Genomic DNA, 19,590 nt, shown 5'->3' on the forward strand with positions numbered 1-19,590 from the left:
GATTATCCATAGAGCAATGCAAGGCGAACAGCGCGCACGAACGATATTTCTCTGGTTATGGACGCTGGTCACAGCGGCCAAGCTGGTGGTCGCTGCGCGCCTGCCGCTGTTCGTCGATGAAGCGTTCTACTGGCAGGAAGGCCAGCACCTGGCGGCCGCGTATTCGGATCTGCCCGGGCTGACCGCATGGCTGGCACGGCTGGGCGTGGAGATCGGTGGCCATCATGTGCTTGCCCTGCGCCTGCCGTTCCTGGCCATCGGCGCGCTGCTGCCATTGCTGGTGGTGCGCACGGCCACGCGCTGGTTCGGCAATGTGGCCGGATGGCAGGCGGGCAGCCTCACGCTGCTGATGCCGTTGTCGGCGACGCTGGGCCTGCTGGCAGTGCCGGATGTGCCGATGGCGCTGGCGGCAGTGATCTGTCTGCACGCCGGCGCGCGGCTGCTGCACAACGTCGACGCATCGTCGGCGATGAAGCTCGCGCTGGGCCTGGCGATCGGTGCGCTCAGCCACTATCGCTTCATTGGTGTCATCGGCGTCGGCTTCATCGCACTGCTGGCGCTGCCGCAGGGGCGGCGCATGCTGGGTGATCCACGCGTGTGGGTGGCACTGGCGGTGGGCGTGCTGGCATGGCTGCCGCTGCTGGCGTGGAATGCAGACAATCACGATGCCGGCCTGAAGTTCCAGGTGGTCGAGCGCCATCCCTGGACATTCGAGTGGGGTGGGCTGTGGTTCCTGGTGATCCAGCCGATGCTGGTCACCCCGATCCTGTGCATGGCGATGTGGAAGGTGGCGCTGGCCGGTACCCGCAGCGGCGGTGGCGCGCGCGTGCAGTGGCGCTACTTCGGGCTGGTGGGGGGCGTTTCCACGCTGGGCATCTTCCTGCTGGGTTTCTTCACCGACGTCGAGCGCATCAGTTTCCACTGGCCGCTGCCGGGCTACCTGGCGTTGCTGGTGGCTGTGCCGGTGGTGCTCAACGGCTGGCCGCGCTGGCTGCGGCGCACCGGCTGGTGGCTGGCAGGCGCAGGCATGGTGCTCGCGTTCGGCTACTACCTGATGGCGTCCACGCCTTCGTTGCGCGAAGAGTTGGCGGGCAGCAAGTACTACCCGCGCAATTTCGCCGGCTGGCAGCCGTTGGCGGTCGCCGTGCACGACGAGTTGCGCCAGATGCCGGAGGGAGCGCGCGTGCTGGCGGGCAACTTCAAGGTTGGTGCCGAACTTGGGTTCCAGCTTGGCAACGGGAATATTGAAGTGTTGCCGCATCCGCTCAATGACAAGCATGGACGCACCGCGCAGCTCGCGCAGTGGGGCTTGTTGCATGAAGGCGAGCGCACGGTGCCGATGCTGTTGGTCCTGTCGCCCAGCGATCAGCGCTATCGCGAACTGCTAGAGCGCTATCACGCCATCTGCGAGCAGGTGGGGCCATTGCCCGCGCCGCGGGTGGTCAGCAGCGACCATGGGTTCCAGCGTTTCCTGCTGTTCCGGTTGCCGGTGCAGCGGGCAACCGGGCCGTGTGTGACCCCGGCGATGGCCTGGCTGGATGCACCCGCCAATGGCGAGACGGTGTCCGGCATGTTCGCGGTCAAGGGCTGGGCGTTCAAGGACGGTGTCGGTCTGGCACGGGTTGAAGTGCTGGTGGATGGCCGCTCGATCGGTGATGCGCGCTATGGACGCGCCTTCGATGTGCGCCAGACCTGGCCGGACAGCACCGACCCGCAGCATCCCGCAGTCGGCTTCGATGCCTCATTGGACACGACGACGCTGGCACCAGGGCGGCATTGGCTGGGCCTGCGCCTGTACGGCCGCGATGGCAGCGTGGAGGCGTGGCAGGAGCAGCCGTTCGAGGTTCGTTGACGCCTGCTTTTGTGGAGTCGAGCCATGCTCGACTGCTTTTCCCGGGCCGCCTGCCATCTACAGCAGAAGCAGTCGAGCATGGCTCGACTCTACAGTTCAAGGTGGTGCACCCCGCAGTTCAGGGCACCGCGAAACCTGCCTTGCGCAGCAGTCCGCACACCGCGATCAACGGCAGGCCGACCAGCGCGGTCGGGTCGCGGTTGTCGATCGCTTCGAACAGGCTGATGCCCAGGCCCTCGCATTTGAAGCTGCCAGCGCAGTCCAGCGGCTGTTCGGCGGCGACATAACGGGCGATCTCATCCCGTTCCAGCGCGCGGAAGCGCACTTCGGTCAGGTCGATGGCCGTGAACGAATCTCCATCGCGGCTGAGACAGACGGCCGTATGGAAGCGCACGGTCTGCCCGGCCATCGCCGCCAGCTGAGCATGGGCGGCCTCGACCGTGCCGGGCTTGCCCAGCGACTGCCCGTTCAGGTCGGCCACCTGGTCCGAGCCGATCACCCAGGCGCCCGGATGGCGGGCAGCCACCTCGGCGGCCTTGGCCGCAGCCAGGCGCGTGGCCAGAGCCTGCGGGGCCTCGCCGTTCAACGGGGTTTCATCCACCTCCGGGCGGGCGCAGTCGAACGGCAGGCCCAGCCGTTGCAGCAGTTCGCGGCGGTAGCGGGAGGTGGAGGCCAGGACCAGTGACATGCGACAATACCGGGGCAGGGCGCGGCAGTCTGGCCCGTCCGCAGTGCCAGCGGCAAGTCCTGTATGGCGGGCATTTGACAGCCGCCGCCCCGATCCTTAGTATTCAGCGGCTTATGTCCGCGAACGTGCCCGAAACGCTGGATGCCTGGCGGATGGTTGTAGCGCGAAGGCGCTTCGACGGTCAGGTCTCCCTGGCTGAATTGACCCGCCTGCAGGGGTTGGTCGCAGATACCGACGGCGAGTGTGCCTACTCGCTTGAATTCGGTCGCGACGACGTCTTGCGGGTATCCTATGTGGAACTGACCATCGACACCGCGTTGCCGCTGACCTGTCAGCGCAGCATGCAGCGATTCCTGTTGCCGGTGAAGGTGACCCAGAGGCTTGGCCTGATCCGCGACGAGGACGAGGAATCGTCCTTGCCGGAGGAATACGAGGCGTTGCTGGTGCCGGAAGACGGCCAGCTGCGTCCGTTGGACCTGGTCGAGGATGAGTTGGTGCTGGCAGTGCCGGTTGTACCGCTGTCGCCCGATGGCGAAGCAGTCGACAAGGACTGGGCGCCGAGCGAAGAAGAAACGAAGAAGGCCAACCCGTTTGCGGCGTTGGCGGCACTGAAGAAACAATAGCAGCCGGATTGTCGTCGGCGGCTGCGGCGAAAGCGAAAGTGTGCTGGGCGCTGGCGTCCTGCGCGACGATACGACGAAGCAAATCGAACCGAGTTTGGAGCAATCCCATGGCTGTGCAGAAATCCCGTGTCACCCCGTCCCGCCGCGGCATGCGTCGTGCCCATGACGCCCTGAGCGCCAAGCAGCTGTCGACCGACCCGACCACCGGCGAAGTGCACCTGCGTCACCACATCACTGCCGATGGTTTCTACCGCGGCAAGAAGGTCATCCAGACCAAGACCTCGGCCGTCGAAGAAGATTGATGTGCCGGGAAGGCCGCTGCCTCCGGGCAGCGGCCTTTGCCTTCTTTCCCGGGCGTGCCGGTGATCGGCGGCCCGCGCAACAGGAAACATGATGAGCAAGCGGATCTACTCGAGGATCGCGGGCACCGGTAGCTATTTGCCGGAAAAAGTCCTGACCAACGCCGACCTGGAAAAAATGGTCGAAACCTCGGATGAGTGGATCCAGTCGCGCACCGGAATTCGTGAACGGCACATTGCGGCCGAAGGCGAAACCACCAGCGACCTTGGCTACAACGCCGCCCTGCGCGCGCTTGAAGCCGCAGGCATCGATGCCTCGCAGCTCGACATGATCGTGGTCGGTACGACCACGCCTGACCTCATTTTCCCGTCCACCGCGTGCCTGATCCAGGCAAAGCTCGGTGTGGCCGGATGCCCCGCCTTCGACGTCAACGCCGCCTGCTCGGGTTTCGTGTTCGCGCTGGGCGTGGCCGACAAGTTCATCCGTTCCGGCGACTGCAAGCACGTGCTGGTGATCGGCACTGAAACGCTGACCCGCATGGTCGACTGGAACGATCGCACCACCTGCGTGCTGTTCGGCGATGGTGCCGGCGCTGTCGTGCTCAAGGCCGACGAAGAAACCGGCATCCTCAGCACCCACCTGCATGCCGATGGCAGCAAGAAGGAGCTGTTGTGGAACCCGGTCGGTGTCTCGACCGGCTTCAAGGATGGCGCCAACGGTGGCGGCACCATCAACATGAAGGGCAACGACGTGTTCAAGTACGCCGTCAAGGCGCTGGACTCGGTCGTGGACGAGACCCTGGCCGCCAATGGCCTGGACAAGTCCGACCTGGATTGGCTGATTCCGCACCAGGCCAACCTGCGCATCATCGAAGCCACCGCCAAGCGCCTGGACATGTCGATGGACCAGGTCGTGGTCACCGTCGACAAGCACGGCAACACCTCGTCGGGCTCGGTGCCGCTGGCGCTGGATGCCGCCGTGCGTTCCGGCAAGGTCGAGCGCGGCCAGCTGCTGCTGCTGGAAGCCTTCGGTGGCGGCTTCACGTGGGGTTCGGCCCTGTTGCGCTATTGATAGTGCAAGTTACGACAACGTGAAGCTTTGTCGTTACGGCCCCTCTGGGGCCGTAACGCGTTTTAAGGAGGACCTGTCATGGTTGAGCCCATCGTCATCGAAGGGCAACGTGCCTGGCTGAAGCAGTACGGCAAGGGAAGCCGAGCAGTGGCCCTGGGCCTGCTCAATTTTGTTGCCCGCCGTTTCCATCTCGATGCCCTGCGCCCGCCACCGCACCGCGGCGGTGATGCAGCGCGCGAAACCGAAGCCCGTCGCCTGGGGGAACTGCAGGCGCAGGGCGTGAACGTGCCCGACGTGCTGGGCACCGGCCATGCCGCGCTGGTGATCGGCGACAACGGCAATTCGTTCAATACCTGCCTGCGCCAGGCCGATGAGGCCGGTCGCGACCGGCTGGTGATGGCGGCGATGCAGGCCATTGCCGAGGCTCATGGACGCGGCGCTTATTTCGGCCAGCCGCTGCCGCGCAACCTCACCTGGGATGGGCAGCAGGTGGGCTTCATCGACTTCGAGGAAGATCCGCTGGAAGTGATGGATCTGTCCGAAGCCCAGGCCCGCGACTGGCTGATGTTCGGCTATGGCGTGGCCAAGTACTACGCCGATCGCCCCGAGCACCTGCAGGCGATGATGGCCGAGGCGATGGGCGACGTTCAGGCGCCGGTACGCGAGCACGTGCACGCGGTCAGCGGCCGCCTGCGCAGCCTCGCCCGGGTCTGCATGAAGCTGGGTCGTTCAGCGCGTGCGCTGGCCCATTCGATCTTCATCACCCATGGCGCCAGCACCACCGGCGTGTTGATGCTGGTGGGCCTGTGCGTGGATTTCCTCGCCGACGGCGATCTGGACGTCCTGCAGCTGTTCTGCTGATGGCTGATAGGGGTCAGATCCCTTTTCCGCAGGAAAAGGGATCTGACCCCGTTGGGCTTGCCCGGCCACCCACCATACGCGTGCATACGCGCACGTACAGACGACACGGCATGTTCCCCCTTATCATGGCCCGCTTCGATTGCAACAAGCGGATGACCGCGTGACCGTATCCACCCTCGCTTTTGTCTTCCCCGGCCAGGGCTCGCAGTCTGTGGGAATGGTGGCCGAGCTGGCCGAACTGCACCCGCAGGTGCGTGAAGCCTTCACCGAGGCATCCGATGGTGCCGGCGTCGACCTGTGGGCGCTGTCCCAGGGCGGCCCGGAGGAAATGCTGAACCGTACCGAATACACCCAGCCGGCCCTGCTGGCCGCAAGCATCGGCGTGTGGCGCGCCTGGAACGCCGTGGGCGGTCCGCGCCCGTCGGTGCTGGCCGGTCACAGCCTGGGCGAGTACACCGCGCTGGTCGCGGCTGGCGCGCTGAGCCTGCATGACGGTGCGCACCTGGTGCGCCTGCGTGGCCAGCTGATGCAGGAAGCCGCACCGGCCGGTGTCGGCGCCATGGCCGCCGTGCTCGGCGCCGAAGACCAGCTGGTGCTGGACGTCTGCGCTGAAGCGGCAGGCAGCCAGGTGGTGGTGCCGGCCAACTTCAACTCGCCGGGCCAGATCGTGATCGGTGGCGACGCCGATGCGGTTGACCGTGCGCTGGCACTGCTGGCTGAGAAGGGCGTGCGCAAGGCGGTCAAGCTGGCCGTCAGCGTGCCCTCGCACACCCCGCTCATGCGCGAAGCCGCCAACCGCCTGGCTGAAGTGATGGCCGGCCTGGCCTGGCAGGCGCCGCAGCTGCCGGTGGTGCAGAACGTTGACGCCAAGGTGCATGACGGCATCGACGCGATCCGTACCGCGCTGGTCCAGCAGCTGTACCAGCCGGTGCAGTGGACCGGGTGCGTGCAGGCACTGGCCGGCCGTGGCGTCACCCGGATCGCCGAGTGCGGCCCTGGCAAGGTGCTGACCGGCCTGGTCAAGCGCATCGACAAGGCCATCGACGGCCGTTCGCTGGCCACGCCGGGCGACTTTGAAGCTGCCCGCGAGGCATGGTCGGCCTGATCCCCCTTGTTCCTGCCGACCGTACCGGTGGCCGCTGCACGCGGCACGGGTGCGGCGGCCGCCCCAGCCTGAGGAAAACATCATGAGCAAGCCCCTGCAGGGTGAAATCGCACTGGTCACCGGTGCCAGCCGTGGCATTGGTGCCGCCATCGCCGATCTGCTGGCCGCCCAGGGCGCCACCGTCATCGGCACCGCCACCACCGAATCCGGCGCCGCTGCGATCGGTGAGCGCCTGGCTGCCCACGGCGGCCACGGCCGCGCGCTGAACGTCACCGACGTGGCTGCGCTGGACAGCGTGCTGGACGGCATCGCCAAGGAATTCGGCCCGATCTCGATCCTGGTCAACAATGCCGGCATCACCCGCGACAACCTGCTGATGCGCATGAAGGACGAGGACTGGGCGTCGATCATCGACACCAACCTGACCAGCGTGTTCCGCACCAGCAAGGCGGTGATGCGCGGCATGATGAAGGCGCGCAAGGGCCGCATCATCAACATCGCTTCGGTGGTGGGCGTGACCGGCAATGCCGGCCAGGCCAACTACGCGGCCGCCAAGGCCGGCATCATCGGCTTCAGCAAGTCGCTGGCCAAGGAAATCGGTTCGCGCGGTGTCACCGTCAATGTTGTCGCACCTGGCTTCATCGACACCGACATGACCAAGGCGTTGCCGGAAGAAGCGCGTACCGCGCTGATCAACGACATCGCCCTCGAACGCCTGGGTTCGCCGGAAGACATCGCCCATGCGGTGGCGTTCCTGGCCAGCCCGGCTGCCGGTTACATCACCGGTGAAACCCTCCATGTGAACGGCGGCATGTACATGCCGTAAGCAAGGGGCGCAGGGATTGCGCCGCAAGTGGTTGATCTGCCGGGTTTTTTGCTGCGATGCAAGGCCGCGCCGGTTTCCACTACACTATCCCACGGCCATCGCCTTTGATGGCGACCACTTTTGAACCACAACTCCATCTGGAGCGAGATCCCATGAGCACCATCGAAGAACGCGTCAAGAAAATCGTCGTCGAACAGCTTGGCGTCAAGGAAGAAGAAGTCACCAACAGCGCATCGTTCGTCGATGACCTGGGCGCTGACTCGCTGGACACCGTCGAGCTGGTGATGGCCCTGGAAGAAGAATTCGAGTGCGAGATCCCGGACGAAGAAGCCGAGAAGATCAGCACCGTGCAGGCCGCCATCGACTACGTCAAGGCCCACGTCAAGGCCTGATGTCAGACGGCAGTGCGCGTGCGGGTTGATCCTCGCCGCGCACCGCACCCCATGGGGCCGCTGTTGCGGCCCCGTGTGTTTGGGCATCACATCGAAGCAAACCGAGTTACCCGTAGAAATCATCCGGGTCAGGAGAAACAGCAATGAAGCGTCGCGTCGTCGTAACCGGCCTGGGTATCGTCTCGCCGTTGGGCAATGATCTGGCCAGCAGCTGGGAAGGCATCACCCATGGTCGTTCGGGCATCGGTCCGCTGACCAACGTTTCTGATGCCTACCTGGATCGGTTCACCACCAAGATTGCAGGTGAGGTCAAGGGATTCGACATCACCGCCGACAATGAACTGTTCGGCAGATTCCGGGTCAGCGGCAAGGATGCCAAGAAGATGGACCCGTTCATCCATTACGGCCTCGGTGCCTCGTTCATGGCCCTGCACGACTCGGGCCTGGAGATCACCGACGCCAATGCCGAGCGCATCGGTGCCATCGTCGGCGCCGGCATCGGCGGCCTGCTCGGCATCGAAGAGCAGACCATCGAGTTCCACGAGGGCAAGAAGATCTCGCCCTTCTACGTGCCCAAGACCATCATCAACATGCTGCCGGGCCAGCTGAGCATCATCACCGGCCTGAAGGGCCCGTCGTTCTCGGCGGTGTCGGCATGCGCGACCTCGAACCATTCGATCGGTACCGCGATGCGCATGATCCAGTACGGCGATGCCGACGTGATGGTGGTCGGTGGTGCCGAACGTGGCTCTTCGCCGACCGCCGTGGGCGGCTTCTGCGCGATGAAGGCCATGAGCACCCGCAACGATGCCCCGGAACAGGCCTCGCGCCCGTGGGACAAGGACCGTGACGGCTTCGTGCTGGGCGACGGTGCCGGCATCCTGATCCTGGAAGAGTACGAGCACGCCAAGGCACGTGGCGCGAAGATCTACTGCGAACTGGCCGGCTTCGGCGCCAGCTCCGACGCGTACCACATGACCGCACCCAGCGAGAACGGCGAAGGCGCCGCACGCTGCATGGTCATGGCCATGAAGGACGCCGGCGTGACCCCGGAACAGGTCGGTTACCTCAACGCGCACGGCACCTCCACGCCGCTGGGCGACCTGGGCGAGACCATGGCGATGAAGACCGCCTTCGGCGACCACGCCTACAAGATGATGGTCAGCTCCACCAAGTCGATGACCGGCCACCTGCTGGGCGCTGCCGGCGGCGTGGAAGCGATCTTCTCGGTGATGGCGCTGCAGGACAACGTGATCCCGCCGACCATCAATCTGCAGCAGCCGGGCGAAGGCTGCGACCTGGACTACGTGCCCAACGAAGCACGCCAGGCCAAGGTCGACGTGGTGATGTCCAATGGCTTCGGCTTTGGCGGCACCAACGGCACGCTGATCTTCAAGCGCGTCTGACCGAGTTGTAGAGTCGAGCCATGCTCGACTCCGCCGTTGTGTAGAGTCGAGCCATGCTCGACTGAACGTGCGTCACGCACGAGGAGGCCGCCGCAAGGCGGCTTCCGTGCATCTGAATCCCCGAACTGGCTGCCATGACCCACGCACCGCTGATCCACCTGCTGCCGCACCCGATCGATCTGCTGGCCCTGCAGCAGCACGATCCGGCGCGCTTCCCGCTGCTGATGGAATCCACCGCCTCGGGCACCGCCCAGGGCCGCTGGAGCCTGCTGCTGGCCGCGCAGGGCGATAGCCTGCGGCTGGATGCCGATGGCCAGGTGCGCGACCAGCACGACGTGGTACACGCCGGCAGCTTCCTGCAGGTGCTGGACCGCGCCTGGCAGCACGAACGCCTGCCGCATGACGGCAGCCACAGCCTGCCGTTCCGCGGTGGCTGGGCGTTGATGCTGGATTACGAAGTGGCCAGCCAGATCGAACCAGTGCTGCCGGCGCGCGCACGCGAGGACGGCCGCCCGACCGCGCTGGCGCTGCGCTGCCCGGCGGCGGTGCTGCACGACCACCACAACGACGCCAGCTTCGTCATCGCCGAAGCCGGCGAGCAGGCATTGCTGGATGCGCTGGTGGCGATGGCCTCGGCCACGCTGCCCGAAGCCGGGCTGGGCTGGCAACCGCCGCAGTCGGTCGGCGAGGACGCGCCGCAACGTTTCACCGACGGCGTGCGCCGGGTGATCGAGTACCTGCGAGCCGGCGACGTGTTCCAGGTGAACCTGTCGCGGCGCTGGAGTGCGCAGTTTGCCGCACCGGTCAGCCCGCAGGCGCTGTACGCACAGCTGCGCCGCGCCAACCCGGCACCGTTCGCCGGATTGTTCAGCGCGCACGGCCGCCACGTGGTCAGCTCCTCGCCGGAACGGCTGGTGTCGGTGCATGCCGGTCATGCGCAGACCCGGCCGATTGCCGGTACCCGTCCACGCTTCGAAGGCGACGACGATGCCGCGCGCATCCAGGAGCTGGTCGGTCACCCGAAGGAGCGCGCCGAGCACGTGATGCTGATCGACCTGGAGCGCAACGACCTGGGCCGCATCTGCCTGCCCGGTACCGTGGTGGTCGATGAGCTGATGACCGTGGAAAGCTACGCGCACGTGCATCACATCGTCAGCAACGTCAGCGGCCATCTGCGCCCGGAGGTCACGCCCGGCGAGGTGATTGCCGCGACCTTCCCCGGCGGCACCATCACCGGCTGCCCGAAGGTGCGCTGCATGCAGATCATCAGCGAGCTGGAGCAGGTGCCGCGTGGTGCCTACACCGGTGCGTTCGGCTGGCTGAACCGCGATGGCGACCTGGACCTGAACATCCTGATCCGTACCGCCGAAGTGGACGGGCATGAGGTGAGCTTCCGCACCGGCGCCGGCATCGTGGTCGACTCGGACCCGGACAAGGAACTGGACGAGACCCGCGCCAAGGCCCGCGGCCTGCTGCGCGCACTCGGCCAGCAAGGGTAGTGCCGGCCGCTGGCCGGCAACCTCATTCATCCGGGGCCGCGGTTCTGGTGGGTGCCGACCTTGGTCGGCACGGATGCGGGCATCTGCCACCCGGTCATGACCCCAATCCACCGGCACGGTATCCTGCACGACGGAATCGAGTTCAGAGGTAGTCCATGGCGGGAGCCAAGCGCGGGTGTCTGTTCGTGGTAACGCTGGTGGTGGTGCTGGCCGCTGTCGTGGCCGGCGCGGGCGCGTGGTTCTTCTACCAGCAGACCCGGTTCGCCGACGCCCCGATCACCCCGACCGCCGAGAGTATGGTCATCGCCAGTGGCGATGGCATGAACAGCGTGCTGCGCAAGCTGCGCGATGCCGGTGTGGATGAAGGCCAGGACGCGCAATGGCAGCTGCTGGCGCGCCAGCTCGATGCCGCCGGCAAGCTGAAAGTGGGCGAGTACGCGCTCAACGCCGACCTGACCCCGCGCGAACTGCTGCTGCGCATGCGCGCGGGCAAGGTGCTGCAGCACCGCGTCACGATCGTCGAGGGCTGGAACATCCGCCAGCTGCGTGCTGCGCTCAAGCGCGCCGAGCCGCTGCTGCACACCACCGACACCCTGGATGACGCCGCGCTGATGCAGCGTCTCGGTTTCGGTGGCCAGCATCCGGAAGGCCGCTTCCTGCCGGAGACCTATGTCTACCAGCGCGGCGACAGCGATCTGGACGTGCTCAAGCGTGCCCACGCTGCGATGGAGAAGGCGCTGGACGAAGCGTGGGAAAGCCGCGCGCCGGACCTGCCGATCAACACGCCGTACGAACTGCTGACGATGGCCTCGATCATCGAGAAGGAAACCGCGCTGGCCAGCGAACGCCCGCAGATCGCCGGCGTGTTCATGCGCCGCCTGAAGATCGGCATGCGCCTGCAGACCGACCCGACCGTGATCTACGGCATCGGTGCCGCGTATGACGGCAACATCCGCCGTCGCGACCTGACCACCGATACGCCCTACAACACCTATACCCGTGCCGGCCTGACCCCGACCCCGATCGCCATGCCCAGCCGCGACGCGCTGATGGCCGCCGCGCAGCCGCTGTCGGGCGACGCGCTGTACTTCGTTGCCGTCGGCGATGGCAGTGGTGCGCACGTGTTCTCGCCCAGCCTGGACCAGCACAACGCCGCAGTGGCCCGCTACCTGCAGCAGCTGCGCCAGCAACGTACCAAGGAGACCCCGGCGCAATGAGTCCCGCGCTGCTTCGCCACCCGCGTTTCGTCAGCCTGGAAGGCGGCGAGGGCGCGGGCAAGACCACCGCCATCAATGCCATCCGTGACTGCCTGCGCAGCCACGGCCACGAGGTGGTGCTGACCCGCGAGCCGGGCGGTACGCCGCTGGCCGAGCGCATCCGTGGCCTGGTGCTGAAACCCGATGCCGAGATCGCCGCCGAGCCGCTCAGCGCCGAAGCCGAGCTGCTGCTGGTGTTCGCTGCACGTGCGCAGCATGTGCGCCAGGTGATCCGGCCGGCACTGCAGCGCGGCGCCTATGTGCTGAGCGATCGCTTCACCGATTCCAGCTATGCCTATCAGGGCGGTGGCCGCGGCCTCGATCCGCAGTGGATTGCCGATCTGGAACGACGCGCGGTGGGCCTGCTGCCGGGCCTGACCCTGCTGCTGGATGTGGATGTGGCCGTGGGCCGTGCACGCGCCAATGGCCGCGACCTGTGGCCGGACCGCATCGAAAGCGAACAGGATGATTTCTTCCAGCGCGTGCGCGAAGTGTTCCGCAGCCGCGCGCAGCAGGACCCGCAGCGCTTCGCGCTGATCGACGCCGGCCAAGTACAGGAGCGTGTGGCGGCCGATGTGGTTGCATGCGTCGAGCGTTGGCTGCAGGGCGGGGAGGGCGCATGAGTACGTTCTCGCCGTGGCAGCAGCGCGCGTTCGATCAGACGGTGGCCGCGCTCGATGCCGACCGGCTCGGCCATGGCCTGTTGATCTGCGGCCCGGCTGGGCTGGGCAAGCGCGAGGTGGCGTTGGCGTTGGCCGACCACGTGCTGGCGCGCGGTGATGCCGCGCATGCCACGCGCACGCGCCAGCTGATCGCCGCCGGTACCCATCCGGACCTGCAGCTGGTCAGCTTCATTCCGAACAAGAGCGGCGACAAGCTGCGTACCGAGATCGTCATCGAGCAGGTGCGTGAGATCACCGACAAGCTGGCGCTGACCCCGCAGTACGGCGTGGCGCAGGTGGTGATCGTGGACCCTGCCGATGCGATCAACCGTTCGGCGGCCAACGCGCTGCTGAAAACCCTGGAAGAGCCGCAGCCCGGCCGCTACCTGTGGCTGATCAGCAGCGACCCGGCGCGCCTGCCGCAGACCATCCGCAGCCGTTGCCAGCGCCTGGAATTCAAGCTGCCGCCGCAGCACGAAGCGCTGGCCTGGCTGCAACAGCAGGGCCATGGCGAAGCATCTGCGCGCGAAGCGCTGGAGGCTGCGCGTGGCCATCCCGGCCAGGCCGACAACTGGCTGCGCGAAGATGGCCTGAGCCTGCGCCGCGAGGTAGGCCGTGAGCTGGAACAGCTGGCGGCCGGCAAGACCGGCGCGGTAGAGCTGGCGCAGAAGTGGTGCGGTGACGACAACGCGGCGCTGCGCCTGCGCTTTGCCGCCGACCTGGCGCTGGCCCAGGCCAGCACCGATGCCTTGACCACGCCGGAGCGATTGCACAAGCTTGCAGCCTGGTTCGACGCTGCCAACCGCACCCGCGACCTGCTGCGCACCACGGTGCGTGCAGACCTTGCCGTGGTCGAGTTGCTGCTGGCCTGGAACAAGGTGAACGAGCGGCCTGCCGCAAGGGGAAATCGATGAGTGCCAGCAACGCCCGCCAGGGCATCCTGTCCCTGGCCGTGAAGGACAAAGCCGCGCTGTACAGCGCGTACATGCCGTTCGTGAAGAACGGCGGCATCTTCGTGCCCACACCCAAGCGCTACTTCCTGGGCGACGAAGTGTTCCTGCTGCTGACCCTGCCCGATTCCAGCGAGCGCCTGCCGGTGGCCGGCAAGGTGATCTGGGTGACCCCGGCCGGCGCGCAGGGCAACCGCACCGCCGGCATCGGCGTGCAGCTGGCCGATGGCGCCGAGGGCGAGGGCGTGCGCCACAAGATCGAGACCCTGCTGGCCGGCCTGACCAGCTCGGACAAGCCGACCCATACGATGTGAGGCCGCGCCGGGCGGTCCTGTAGAGCCGAGCCATGCTCGGCTGCATGCCCCGAAACGCCTGTGACCCCGCTCCTCTGTAGAGTCGAGCCATGCTCGACTGCAGTCCCCGAAAACGCCCGTGAACACCTATGTGAAAAAGTGTTGACGGCCTCTGAAAAGCCCCTATAATGAGCGGCTCAGCAACACACCGGGCGGTTAGCTCAGCGGTAGAGCATTGCCTTCACACGGCAAGGGTCACAGGTTCGATCCCTGTACCGCCCACCAAATAAAACCCTGATTTCCAAGGGTTAACGTCGAAGCCGGCCTTGAGCCGGCTTTTTCGTAAGTGCAGGATAAGTGCTGGAGCTCTCATGGATGCGAAGACGCTTCACGACTTGAAACTCATTGCTGCGGCGGCCGTGTTCGTTGCCACCGCGCTGCAAATGATCGCCGATAGATTTGGGCATACCTACCTCGTCTTAGAGCAGAAGCCCAAGGTGCCTGAATGGGTAAAGACTGTCGGGTCATGGATCACCTTGACTGCCGCTGGCGGCATGGTGGTGCTTGAGCTACTAACGCCGATATCCTGAGCGGTTACACCGGAATTACACCGAGTTGCGGTAGTCATCACGTTTTTGTATGAATACGTCGCGCAATGACGCGCATGGTCATGCATTAAGGAGTGGCTGTGGCTGTCTACCTCATTGGTTACGACCTCAATAAGACGGGCAAGAACTACGACGGCCTCATCGAGAAGATCAAGGGCATAAGTGCTGGAAACTGGTGGCATCACCTGGATTCGACTTGGTTGATTAATCACCCTGGGAATTGCGTAGTAATTCGAAATGCTCTTCAGCCATTCCTTGATGCGGACGATGAGCTCTTGGTCGTGCTACTCACTCGCGGGGAGTGGGCGACCTATGGCATCAAAGAGTCTGGTGTGACGTGGCTCAGGAATAATCTCTAGACAGAATCGCCACCACCAGCATTCGCGCTGGTGGGGGCCTAATCACCGTCATCCCGGTGATTTACGCCAGTACCTCATATCCGGTTTGTGATCGCCCACAACAGGCAACGGGCCTGGACTGTGCGTGACCACCCGCCGGCCATCTCGTTGAAGCAGTCGTAGGCTTGCTCCCATGGTCGCCTCGTCGCGGGAAAGATATCCACAGGCTTGTCTATGGCCGACGTTACTCCGGCAGTACTATTATCCGGCCAACCTCAGTTTGGGTCTGGCAATGCTGGCTGTGTACGTAGACGAAAGCTGCGCGGATGGTAGGAACCGTTACCTCATCCATGGAGCGTTGTTTCTTTGCGGGCAGCAGATCGGTGATCTGCGCGCTGCTATCGAAGCTACGGTCGCGGCTAGCGGCCTGTCAGATGAAGTGAAGTGGAGCGGTATCACTAGGGCCAAGCGAGCACGCGAGCTCGCGATCGCTGATCAGTATTTTGATGGAACCACTGATCAAGAACTTGCGGATGGCCGTTGGTTTCAGTCGATGGTGGTCGATCAGCATCAGTTGGACGTCCGGGGGTATCACGGCGGCGATAGAGACGTCTGCTTCTACAAGTGTTTGTATAACCTTCTTGTAAAGCGCATCGCTCAGTACGCGTTACCTGATGAAGACGTGCACGTCGTTCTAGATCAGCGCACGACGCTCAGATACGACCTGGAAGATCTCCGGGCAGTGTTGAACAACGCGCTAAGGCGAGACCTCGTTGATCGATCTCCTCACGTTCGCACGGTGATTTACAGAGACTCGCGCACCTGCCGACTTCTTCAGCTTTCGGACCTTCTGACTGGTGCTGTCGGCTTCCATCAGAACCGTATGCACTTGGTGCCAACTGCATCTCCGCACAAGCGTGCTGTAGCAGAGCATGTTGCCAGGCGGGCCAATTTGGAGTCGTTGCAGATCGCCAACAGTTGGTCGCCGCATATGGGCATCTGGACGCTGCGGATGGGCGAGCGCCGCGCATAAAAAAGGCCAAGCGATCTAACGGTTTCCCGTATCCACGTCCGTGGCACTCGGATCTCCGAGGGATTCGATCGACTGGGCCTCAAAGCGAGTGTGGCATGTCCTTCCCCCAATGCAAACGGGCCCCGTTCAGCATTGCTGGGAGCTTTCTCTGCCGAGGATAGCCGGGGACATCCCTAGCTCGTGTCCATGTTCGCGGCCGGGCGCTCAGGCGGTTTCAGCTTCCAGGCAATGGCTTGCTTCGCGCACCAGTTGTCGCGCGGCCACGATCAGTCCATCAGTGTGGAAGGCGCCCAACTGCTGGTCCGGGCCACCCTCGGCGCGCGCTCGATCGCCCGCCTGCAGCAGATCGAGCAATGCACTGAGCCCGGACAGCGAGCGGCGCAGCGAGGCGTGATTGCTGGCGCCGAGGGTGAGGCTGCGGCACGGCTGTCCGTCGTCGCCATCGGCTTGGCTGATGGCATTGAGGCAGGCGAAGAAGGCAGGCGACTGCGCGGGCAGGTTCTGTTCCTGCAGGGCGCATTCGATCTCGCGTGCGAGGTCTTCAGGCACGTCGGCGGCGATGTTGCCGATCAGGGCGTGCAGGCGGGGACGGTCGGCGGTGCGATTGGTCATGGCGAAACCCTCACTGGCGTAGAGCCACCTTCCGGAGTGAAGGTGGCGGACGGTGCGGGTTGGCGTACCAAGGCAAACGAACTCCCATCGAGAAGAAGGCCTGGCGGATCTGTCGATCCCCACGCACCGGCCGCCATTGAAGGCAATCGGTGCATTCTCTCTGCTGCGGCGTAAATCGCAGCGATGGGTGTTCATTCGTTTATTCGAGACGCCAATCCCGGCCCAGGCAATCTGCCTCGGCGCGGTGATCATGGGATCGCGCAATCACGGTGGTCTGTAAGGAAAGTTCTCAACTCCACGCAGGCACACCAAGCGTTTCCGGTTATGTGCCCTCCGGCACCCGCCCGCTGTGCGGGCCGTCACTGATGGCGCACATCGCCGCCCACGCCAACCGTGCACATGACGACTCCAGAGCGGCGCCGCCATGGCAATTCCGTCACCCGGCGCACGCGGTCGGGAATGTGTCACGGATGAAGGCAGAGGGTTCCATCCCTGCGCTGTCCCACCGGCCCGGGCAGGCGTAGTCTCAGCCTATTGCTGTGCCCATCCACCCTGGAGCCCCACCATGCCGCTCGCCCGCATCGATCTTCGCAAAGGTAAATCCGCCGACTACCTGCAGCGCGTCGGTGAAGCCATCTACCAGGCCATGCGTGCGGTTGGCGTGCCGGAAAATGATCGCTTCCAGATCTTCCAGGAACACGAGCCCGGCACGTTGATCTACGATCCCGGCTACCTGGGCGTGGACCGCACCGACGATTTCATCTGCATCCAGATCACCTGGAACGAAGGGCGCACGCTGGAGCAGAAGAAGGCGCTGTACGCCGGCATCGCCGAGGGCCTGCACGCGGCGGTGGGCATCCGCCGCGAGGACGTGTTCATCAACCTGGTGGAAGTGAAGAAGGAGAACTGGTCGTTCGGGAACGGCCAGGCGCAGTATGTGATCTGATACCGTGCCTGGGCGCATGGGCCCGTCAAGCCAGCAGGGAGTGTCACATGGGGAGCAGGATCTTCCGGACGTTGGGCATTGCCTTGGTCCTGTGGGGCGTGCTGGCGCCCGGCAGAGGCTCGGCAGCCGACCCCATGCGAACCGCGCTGCCCATCGTGACGTTACAGATGAAGGCCGAGCAGATGCTGGACAGCATTCACAGGATGCCGCCGCCGGAGGGTGCTCAGAAGCAGGACATCAGTGGCTTTGTGAAACAGCAGCTGCCGCCCCGGATGGGCCTGTTGAACGTCAAGTCAGCCTTCGAAGATGTTCCCACCGCGCGGATATCCCGACCGGCTGAAGGTGTGCTGGTTGTGCGCGACGAAAGAAGACGCTGGCTGTGGTCCCGTACCCATGTCGTGGTGATGACCTATCGCTTCACCTACATGCCTGAGCAAGCCAAAGTGCACGCAGTGCGATACACGGAGTAGCGCCGGCAGGTCGTAGCAGTGTTACAGCAACTGGATCGGGAGAACCGCATCCGCGCCCCACCTGGATCTACACCTCGCTGCCGATCTGCTCGCCTTCGGTCGCTGGTGCGCTGCTGGCCGCCTTCACTGCGTCGGCACTGTTGGGTTGTTCGCACTCGATGCTGGTCACGTAGCCCTCGTGGCTGATGTTGTGCTCGGCGCGCTTGACCAGCCACCGCCCATCCACGCCGTCGCGGAAGCCCCGCATCACCACCGTGGCTTCGGCCATCAGCGTCTCGCGGCCGGGCAGGGAGTAGCTGAGCGTGCGCGTCTGCCGGGCTTGTTCCTGGTGCTTGGCGCGTGCTGCGGCTTCGGCGGTTTCGCGGTCGGCGTAGGCCATGCGCAGGCGCACGATCGGTTCACCGCTGCCCAACTTCACCTCCTGGCGCGTGGCACCGCGTACATCGCGATAGTAGGCAATGGTGGTGCCGGTTTTCTCGCGTGAGACGATGCTCACTTTGTAGCTGCTACCATCGGCGGGGGTCAGGGTGACGTCGGGAATGCGCTCACCGCTTGCACTGGTGGAGTCGCCCCGTTTGACGAACATCAGGCGGCCGCCGCCCGGCTTGGCGATGGCATCGTGCTGCTTGGCCAGGCGCAGCAGCAGGTTCATGTCCGATTCTTGCGACTGCACCGTCAGCGGCAGCACGATCGATGCCAGCGATCCACTCACGGCGGCGCTCAGTCCGTGTTCGGCGGCCATGCGCTGCACCATGCCACCGATCGTCGTACCCTTCTTCCAGGTGCGCGTCTTCTGTGTCTGCAGTTCGTTCTTGCCGCCCTTGCTGGCCTCGAACGGTGCGGCGCGCGCGCGCAGGGTCATGCTGCCCGGGTAGCCGGAAATCTCCACCTCGTCGCAGATGTACAGGCCCATGCGCCGCACTTCGCCGTCATAGCCGATGAAGGCTTCCAGCTCCGCGCCTGCCGGCGGTAGCTGGATCGGATCGGACGGATCATGGTCGGCCAGCTGCAGCTCCAGCATGTCCGAGCTGTTGTCGGTCTCGTCGGTGATGCGCAGTGATTTGAAGCGCGACATGATTTTGTCGGTGATGTCCTGGCTGTTGGCCACCACGCGGAATGCCGGTGCGATGTTCAATCCCACAGGGCCACTCCCTTGCGTTCGCCGGCAGGGCGCTGCACGTCCGGCAGGGTGATCGCCAGGCCCGCAGGCAGTATCGCGCCGCGCGCGGCCAGGCCCGGGTTGGCATCGAACACCGCGCGCAGGATGGCCGGTGATTGTTCGCCATAGTGCGCGTACGCGATGCGGTCGACGACGTCGCCGTCGCGGGTGTTATACGTTCGTGCCATCGCTGTGCTTCCGCAGGGAGAGGGTGAATTCGTGCCGCTGGATTCCCGCATCGACGGTGAAACCGGAGGCGGTGGCGTCGATCTTGTCGATGACCCACAGCCCCAGGTTCCCGCCCTTGCCGGTCAGCAGCCGCTGTGGCTTGCCCTGCGCTGCCAGCTTGCGCAGCTGCGAGAGCTCATTGCCGGCGCCCCGGAACTGATAGTGGATGACGCCGGGCAGCGTCATGCTGGCCTTGCCGGGGCCGGTGTACTGCAGGGCGGCCATCTGCCCGATGCGCTCCTGCGCAGCCCAGCCATACTCGTTGCTCTGCTGGATGTTCTGGAACACGGCGGTGTTGAGGCTGAACTTGAAGCCCCCCAGCATCAGCAGCACCGGGGCATTGCCGGAGTCGTTGCTCTGGAAACGGGACAACAGCTTGTCGATGGATGCGGTTACGAACTCGCGCTTCATG

General features: G+C 65.0%; 24 protein-coding genes and 1 tRNA gene. 20 read left to right on the forward strand and 5 right to left on the reverse strand.

Annotation, left to right across the window (positions count from 1 at the left end; translation table 11 throughout):
- Positions 1–16: 16 nt before the first annotated feature.
- Positions 17–1,852, forward strand: coding sequence for a glycosyltransferase family 39 protein (locus SriyCCGPB3_RS04440; protein ID WP_350259905.1), 1,836 nt, complete (start codon positions 17–19; stop codon positions 1,850–1,852).
- Between the two features lie 118 nt (positions 1,853–1,970).
- Here SriyCCGPB3_RS04440 and SriyCCGPB3_RS04445 read toward each other — a convergent pair whose 3' ends face one another.
- The gene (locus SriyCCGPB3_RS04445) at positions 1,971–2,540 is read right to left on the reverse strand and encodes a Maf family protein (RefSeq protein ID WP_110711288.1); all 570 of its coding nucleotides are present in this window, start codon (positions 2,538–2,540) and stop codon (positions 1,971–1,973) included.
- Between the two features lie 113 nt (positions 2,541–2,653).
- Here SriyCCGPB3_RS04445 and SriyCCGPB3_RS04450 point away from each other — a divergent pair, with 113 nt between their 5' ends.
- The 17 genes from SriyCCGPB3_RS04450 to SriyCCGPB3_RS04530 all read left to right on the forward strand — a co-directional run bounded on the left by SriyCCGPB3_RS04450 (position 2,654) and on the right by SriyCCGPB3_RS04530 (position 15,763).
- Positions 2,654–3,163 carry a YceD family protein gene (locus tag SriyCCGPB3_RS04450; RefSeq protein WP_094001990.1) on the forward strand — a complete coding sequence of 170 codons (510 nt, stop codon included), beginning with the start codon at positions 2,654–2,656 and terminating at the stop codon, positions 3,161–3,163.
- Between the two features lie 107 nt (positions 3,164–3,270).
- Positions 3,271–3,465, forward strand: coding sequence for a 50S ribosomal protein L32 (gene rpmF / locus SriyCCGPB3_RS04455; RefSeq protein WP_004154640.1), 195 nt, complete (start codon positions 3,271–3,273; stop codon positions 3,463–3,465).
- Between the two features lie 91 nt (positions 3,466–3,556).
- The gene (locus tag SriyCCGPB3_RS04460) at positions 3,557–4,534 is read left to right on the forward strand and encodes a beta-ketoacyl-ACP synthase III (RefSeq protein ID WP_049434317.1); all 978 of its coding nucleotides are present in this window, start codon (positions 3,557–3,559) and stop codon (positions 4,532–4,534) included.
- A 78-nt stretch (positions 4,535–4,612) separates the two neighbouring features.
- Positions 4,613–5,395: a serine/threonine protein phosphatase gene (locus SriyCCGPB3_RS04465; protein WP_110711290.1), complete on the forward strand. Its 783-nt coding sequence runs from the start codon at positions 4,613–4,615 to the stop codon at positions 5,393–5,395.
- A 160-nt stretch (positions 5,396–5,555) separates the two neighbouring features.
- Positions 5,556–6,500: an ACP S-malonyltransferase gene (fabD, locus tag SriyCCGPB3_RS04470; protein ID WP_032127764.1), complete on the forward strand. Its 945-nt coding sequence runs from the start codon at positions 5,556–5,558 to the stop codon at positions 6,498–6,500.
- 82 nt (positions 6,501–6,582) lie between these two features.
- The gene (gene fabG, locus SriyCCGPB3_RS04475; RefSeq protein ID WP_110711292.1) at positions 6,583–7,326 is read left to right on the forward strand and encodes a 3-oxoacyl-ACP reductase FabG; all 744 of its coding nucleotides are present in this window, start codon (positions 6,583–6,585) and stop codon (positions 7,324–7,326) included.
- Between the two features lie 152 nt (positions 7,327–7,478).
- Positions 7,479–7,718: an acyl carrier protein gene (gene acpP / locus SriyCCGPB3_RS04480; RefSeq protein ID WP_005408313.1), complete on the forward strand. Its 240-nt coding sequence runs from the start codon at positions 7,479–7,481 to the stop codon at positions 7,716–7,718.
- Positions 7,719–7,861: 143 nt separating this feature from the next.
- The gene (gene fabF / locus SriyCCGPB3_RS04485) at positions 7,862–9,124 is read left to right on the forward strand and encodes a beta-ketoacyl-ACP synthase II (RefSeq protein ID WP_110711294.1); all 1,263 of its coding nucleotides are present in this window, start codon (positions 7,862–7,864) and stop codon (positions 9,122–9,124) included.
- A 134-nt stretch (positions 9,125–9,258) separates the two neighbouring features.
- A complete protein-coding gene (locus SriyCCGPB3_RS04490; protein ID WP_350259906.1) occupies positions 9,259–10,623 on the forward strand; it encodes an aminodeoxychorismate synthase component I in 1,365 nt (454 codons plus the stop codon).
- A 155-nt stretch (positions 10,624–10,778) separates the two neighbouring features.
- Positions 10,779–11,840 (forward strand): endolytic transglycosylase MltG, encoded by a 1,062-nt coding sequence (mltG, locus tag SriyCCGPB3_RS04495; RefSeq protein WP_110711298.1) that lies wholly within the window; start codon positions 10,779–10,781, stop codon positions 11,838–11,840.
- Positions 11,837–12,502, forward strand: a complete 666-nt coding sequence (gene tmk, locus SriyCCGPB3_RS04500; RefSeq protein WP_110711300.1) for a dTMP kinase — start codon at positions 11,837–11,839, stop codon at positions 12,500–12,502. The genes mltG and tmk overlap by 4 nt, the downstream gene beginning before the upstream one ends.
- Positions 12,499–13,455: a DNA polymerase III subunit delta' gene (locus SriyCCGPB3_RS04505; RefSeq protein WP_350259907.1), complete on the forward strand. Its 957-nt coding sequence runs from the start codon at positions 12,499–12,501 to the stop codon at positions 13,453–13,455. Before tmk ends, SriyCCGPB3_RS04505 begins: the two co-directional genes overlap by 4 nt.
- Complete coding sequence (locus SriyCCGPB3_RS04510) at positions 13,452–13,805, forward strand: PilZ domain-containing protein (RefSeq protein ID WP_004146965.1); 354 nt, start codon at positions 13,452–13,454, stop codon at positions 13,803–13,805. The genes SriyCCGPB3_RS04505 and SriyCCGPB3_RS04510 overlap by 4 nt, the downstream gene beginning before the upstream one ends.
- A gap of 189 nt (positions 13,806–13,994) precedes the next feature.
- Positions 13,995–14,069 (forward strand) — tRNA-Val (locus tag SriyCCGPB3_RS04515).
- Positions 14,070–14,155: 86 nt separating this feature from the next.
- The gene (locus SriyCCGPB3_RS04520; RefSeq protein WP_350259908.1) at positions 14,156–14,374 is read left to right on the forward strand and encodes a hypothetical protein; all 219 of its coding nucleotides are present in this window, start codon (positions 14,156–14,158) and stop codon (positions 14,372–14,374) included.
- Between the two features lie 98 nt (positions 14,375–14,472).
- Positions 14,473–14,751 (forward strand): hypothetical protein, encoded by a 279-nt coding sequence (locus tag SriyCCGPB3_RS04525; protein WP_197639274.1) that lies wholly within the window; start codon positions 14,473–14,475, stop codon positions 14,749–14,751.
- Between the two features lie 172 nt (positions 14,752–14,923).
- A complete protein-coding gene (locus SriyCCGPB3_RS04530) occupies positions 14,924–15,763 on the forward strand; it encodes a DUF3800 domain-containing protein (protein WP_350259909.1) in 840 nt (279 codons plus the stop codon).
- A gap of 204 nt (positions 15,764–15,967) precedes the next feature.
- On the opposite strand, the gene SriyCCGPB3_RS04535 is transcribed toward SriyCCGPB3_RS04530, so the two are convergent.
- A complete protein-coding gene (locus tag SriyCCGPB3_RS04535; RefSeq protein WP_350259910.1) occupies positions 15,968–16,375 on the reverse strand; it encodes a hypothetical protein in 408 nt (135 codons plus the stop codon).
- A gap of 565 nt (positions 16,376–16,940) precedes the next feature.
- On the opposite strand from SriyCCGPB3_RS04535, the gene SriyCCGPB3_RS04540 reads away from it, so the two are divergent.
- Together SriyCCGPB3_RS04540 and SriyCCGPB3_RS04545 are read left to right on the forward strand one after the other, a co-directional pair.
- A complete protein-coding gene (locus SriyCCGPB3_RS04540; RefSeq protein ID WP_350259911.1) occupies positions 16,941–17,321 on the forward strand; it encodes a tautomerase family protein in 381 nt (126 codons plus the stop codon).
- Between the two features lie 71 nt (positions 17,322–17,392).
- Positions 17,393–17,791 carry a hypothetical protein gene (locus SriyCCGPB3_RS04545; protein ID WP_350259912.1) on the forward strand — a complete coding sequence of 133 codons (399 nt, stop codon included), beginning with the start codon at positions 17,393–17,395 and terminating at the stop codon, positions 17,789–17,791.
- A 67-nt stretch (positions 17,792–17,858) separates the two neighbouring features.
- Here the strand turns inward: SriyCCGPB3_RS04545 and SriyCCGPB3_RS04550 are convergent, their stop codons facing one another.
- Genes SriyCCGPB3_RS04550 through SriyCCGPB3_RS04560 form a run of 3 tightly spaced genes read right to left on the reverse strand, consistent with a single transcriptional unit; the run spans position 17,859 to position 19,589 of the window.
- Positions 17,859–18,932, reverse strand: a complete 1,074-nt coding sequence (locus SriyCCGPB3_RS04550; protein WP_350259913.1) for a phage late control D family protein — start codon at positions 18,930–18,932, stop codon at positions 17,859–17,861.
- A complete protein-coding gene (locus SriyCCGPB3_RS04555) occupies positions 18,923–19,138 on the reverse strand; it encodes a tail protein X (protein ID WP_153856505.1) in 216 nt (71 codons plus the stop codon). The genes SriyCCGPB3_RS04550 and SriyCCGPB3_RS04555 overlap by 10 nt, the downstream gene beginning before the upstream one ends.
- The gene (locus tag SriyCCGPB3_RS04560; RefSeq protein WP_110711312.1) at positions 19,122–19,589 is read right to left on the reverse strand and encodes a phage tail protein; all 468 of its coding nucleotides are present in this window, start codon (positions 19,587–19,589) and stop codon (positions 19,122–19,124) included. The genes SriyCCGPB3_RS04555 and SriyCCGPB3_RS04560 overlap by 17 nt, the downstream gene beginning before the upstream one ends.
- Position 19,590: the final 1 nt, after the last annotated feature.

It is taken from the genome of Stenotrophomonas riyadhensis, from assembly GCF_040256885.1.
Taxonomy (GTDB): Bacteria; Pseudomonadota; Gammaproteobacteria; order Xanthomonadales; family Xanthomonadaceae; genus Stenotrophomonas; species Stenotrophomonas riyadhensis.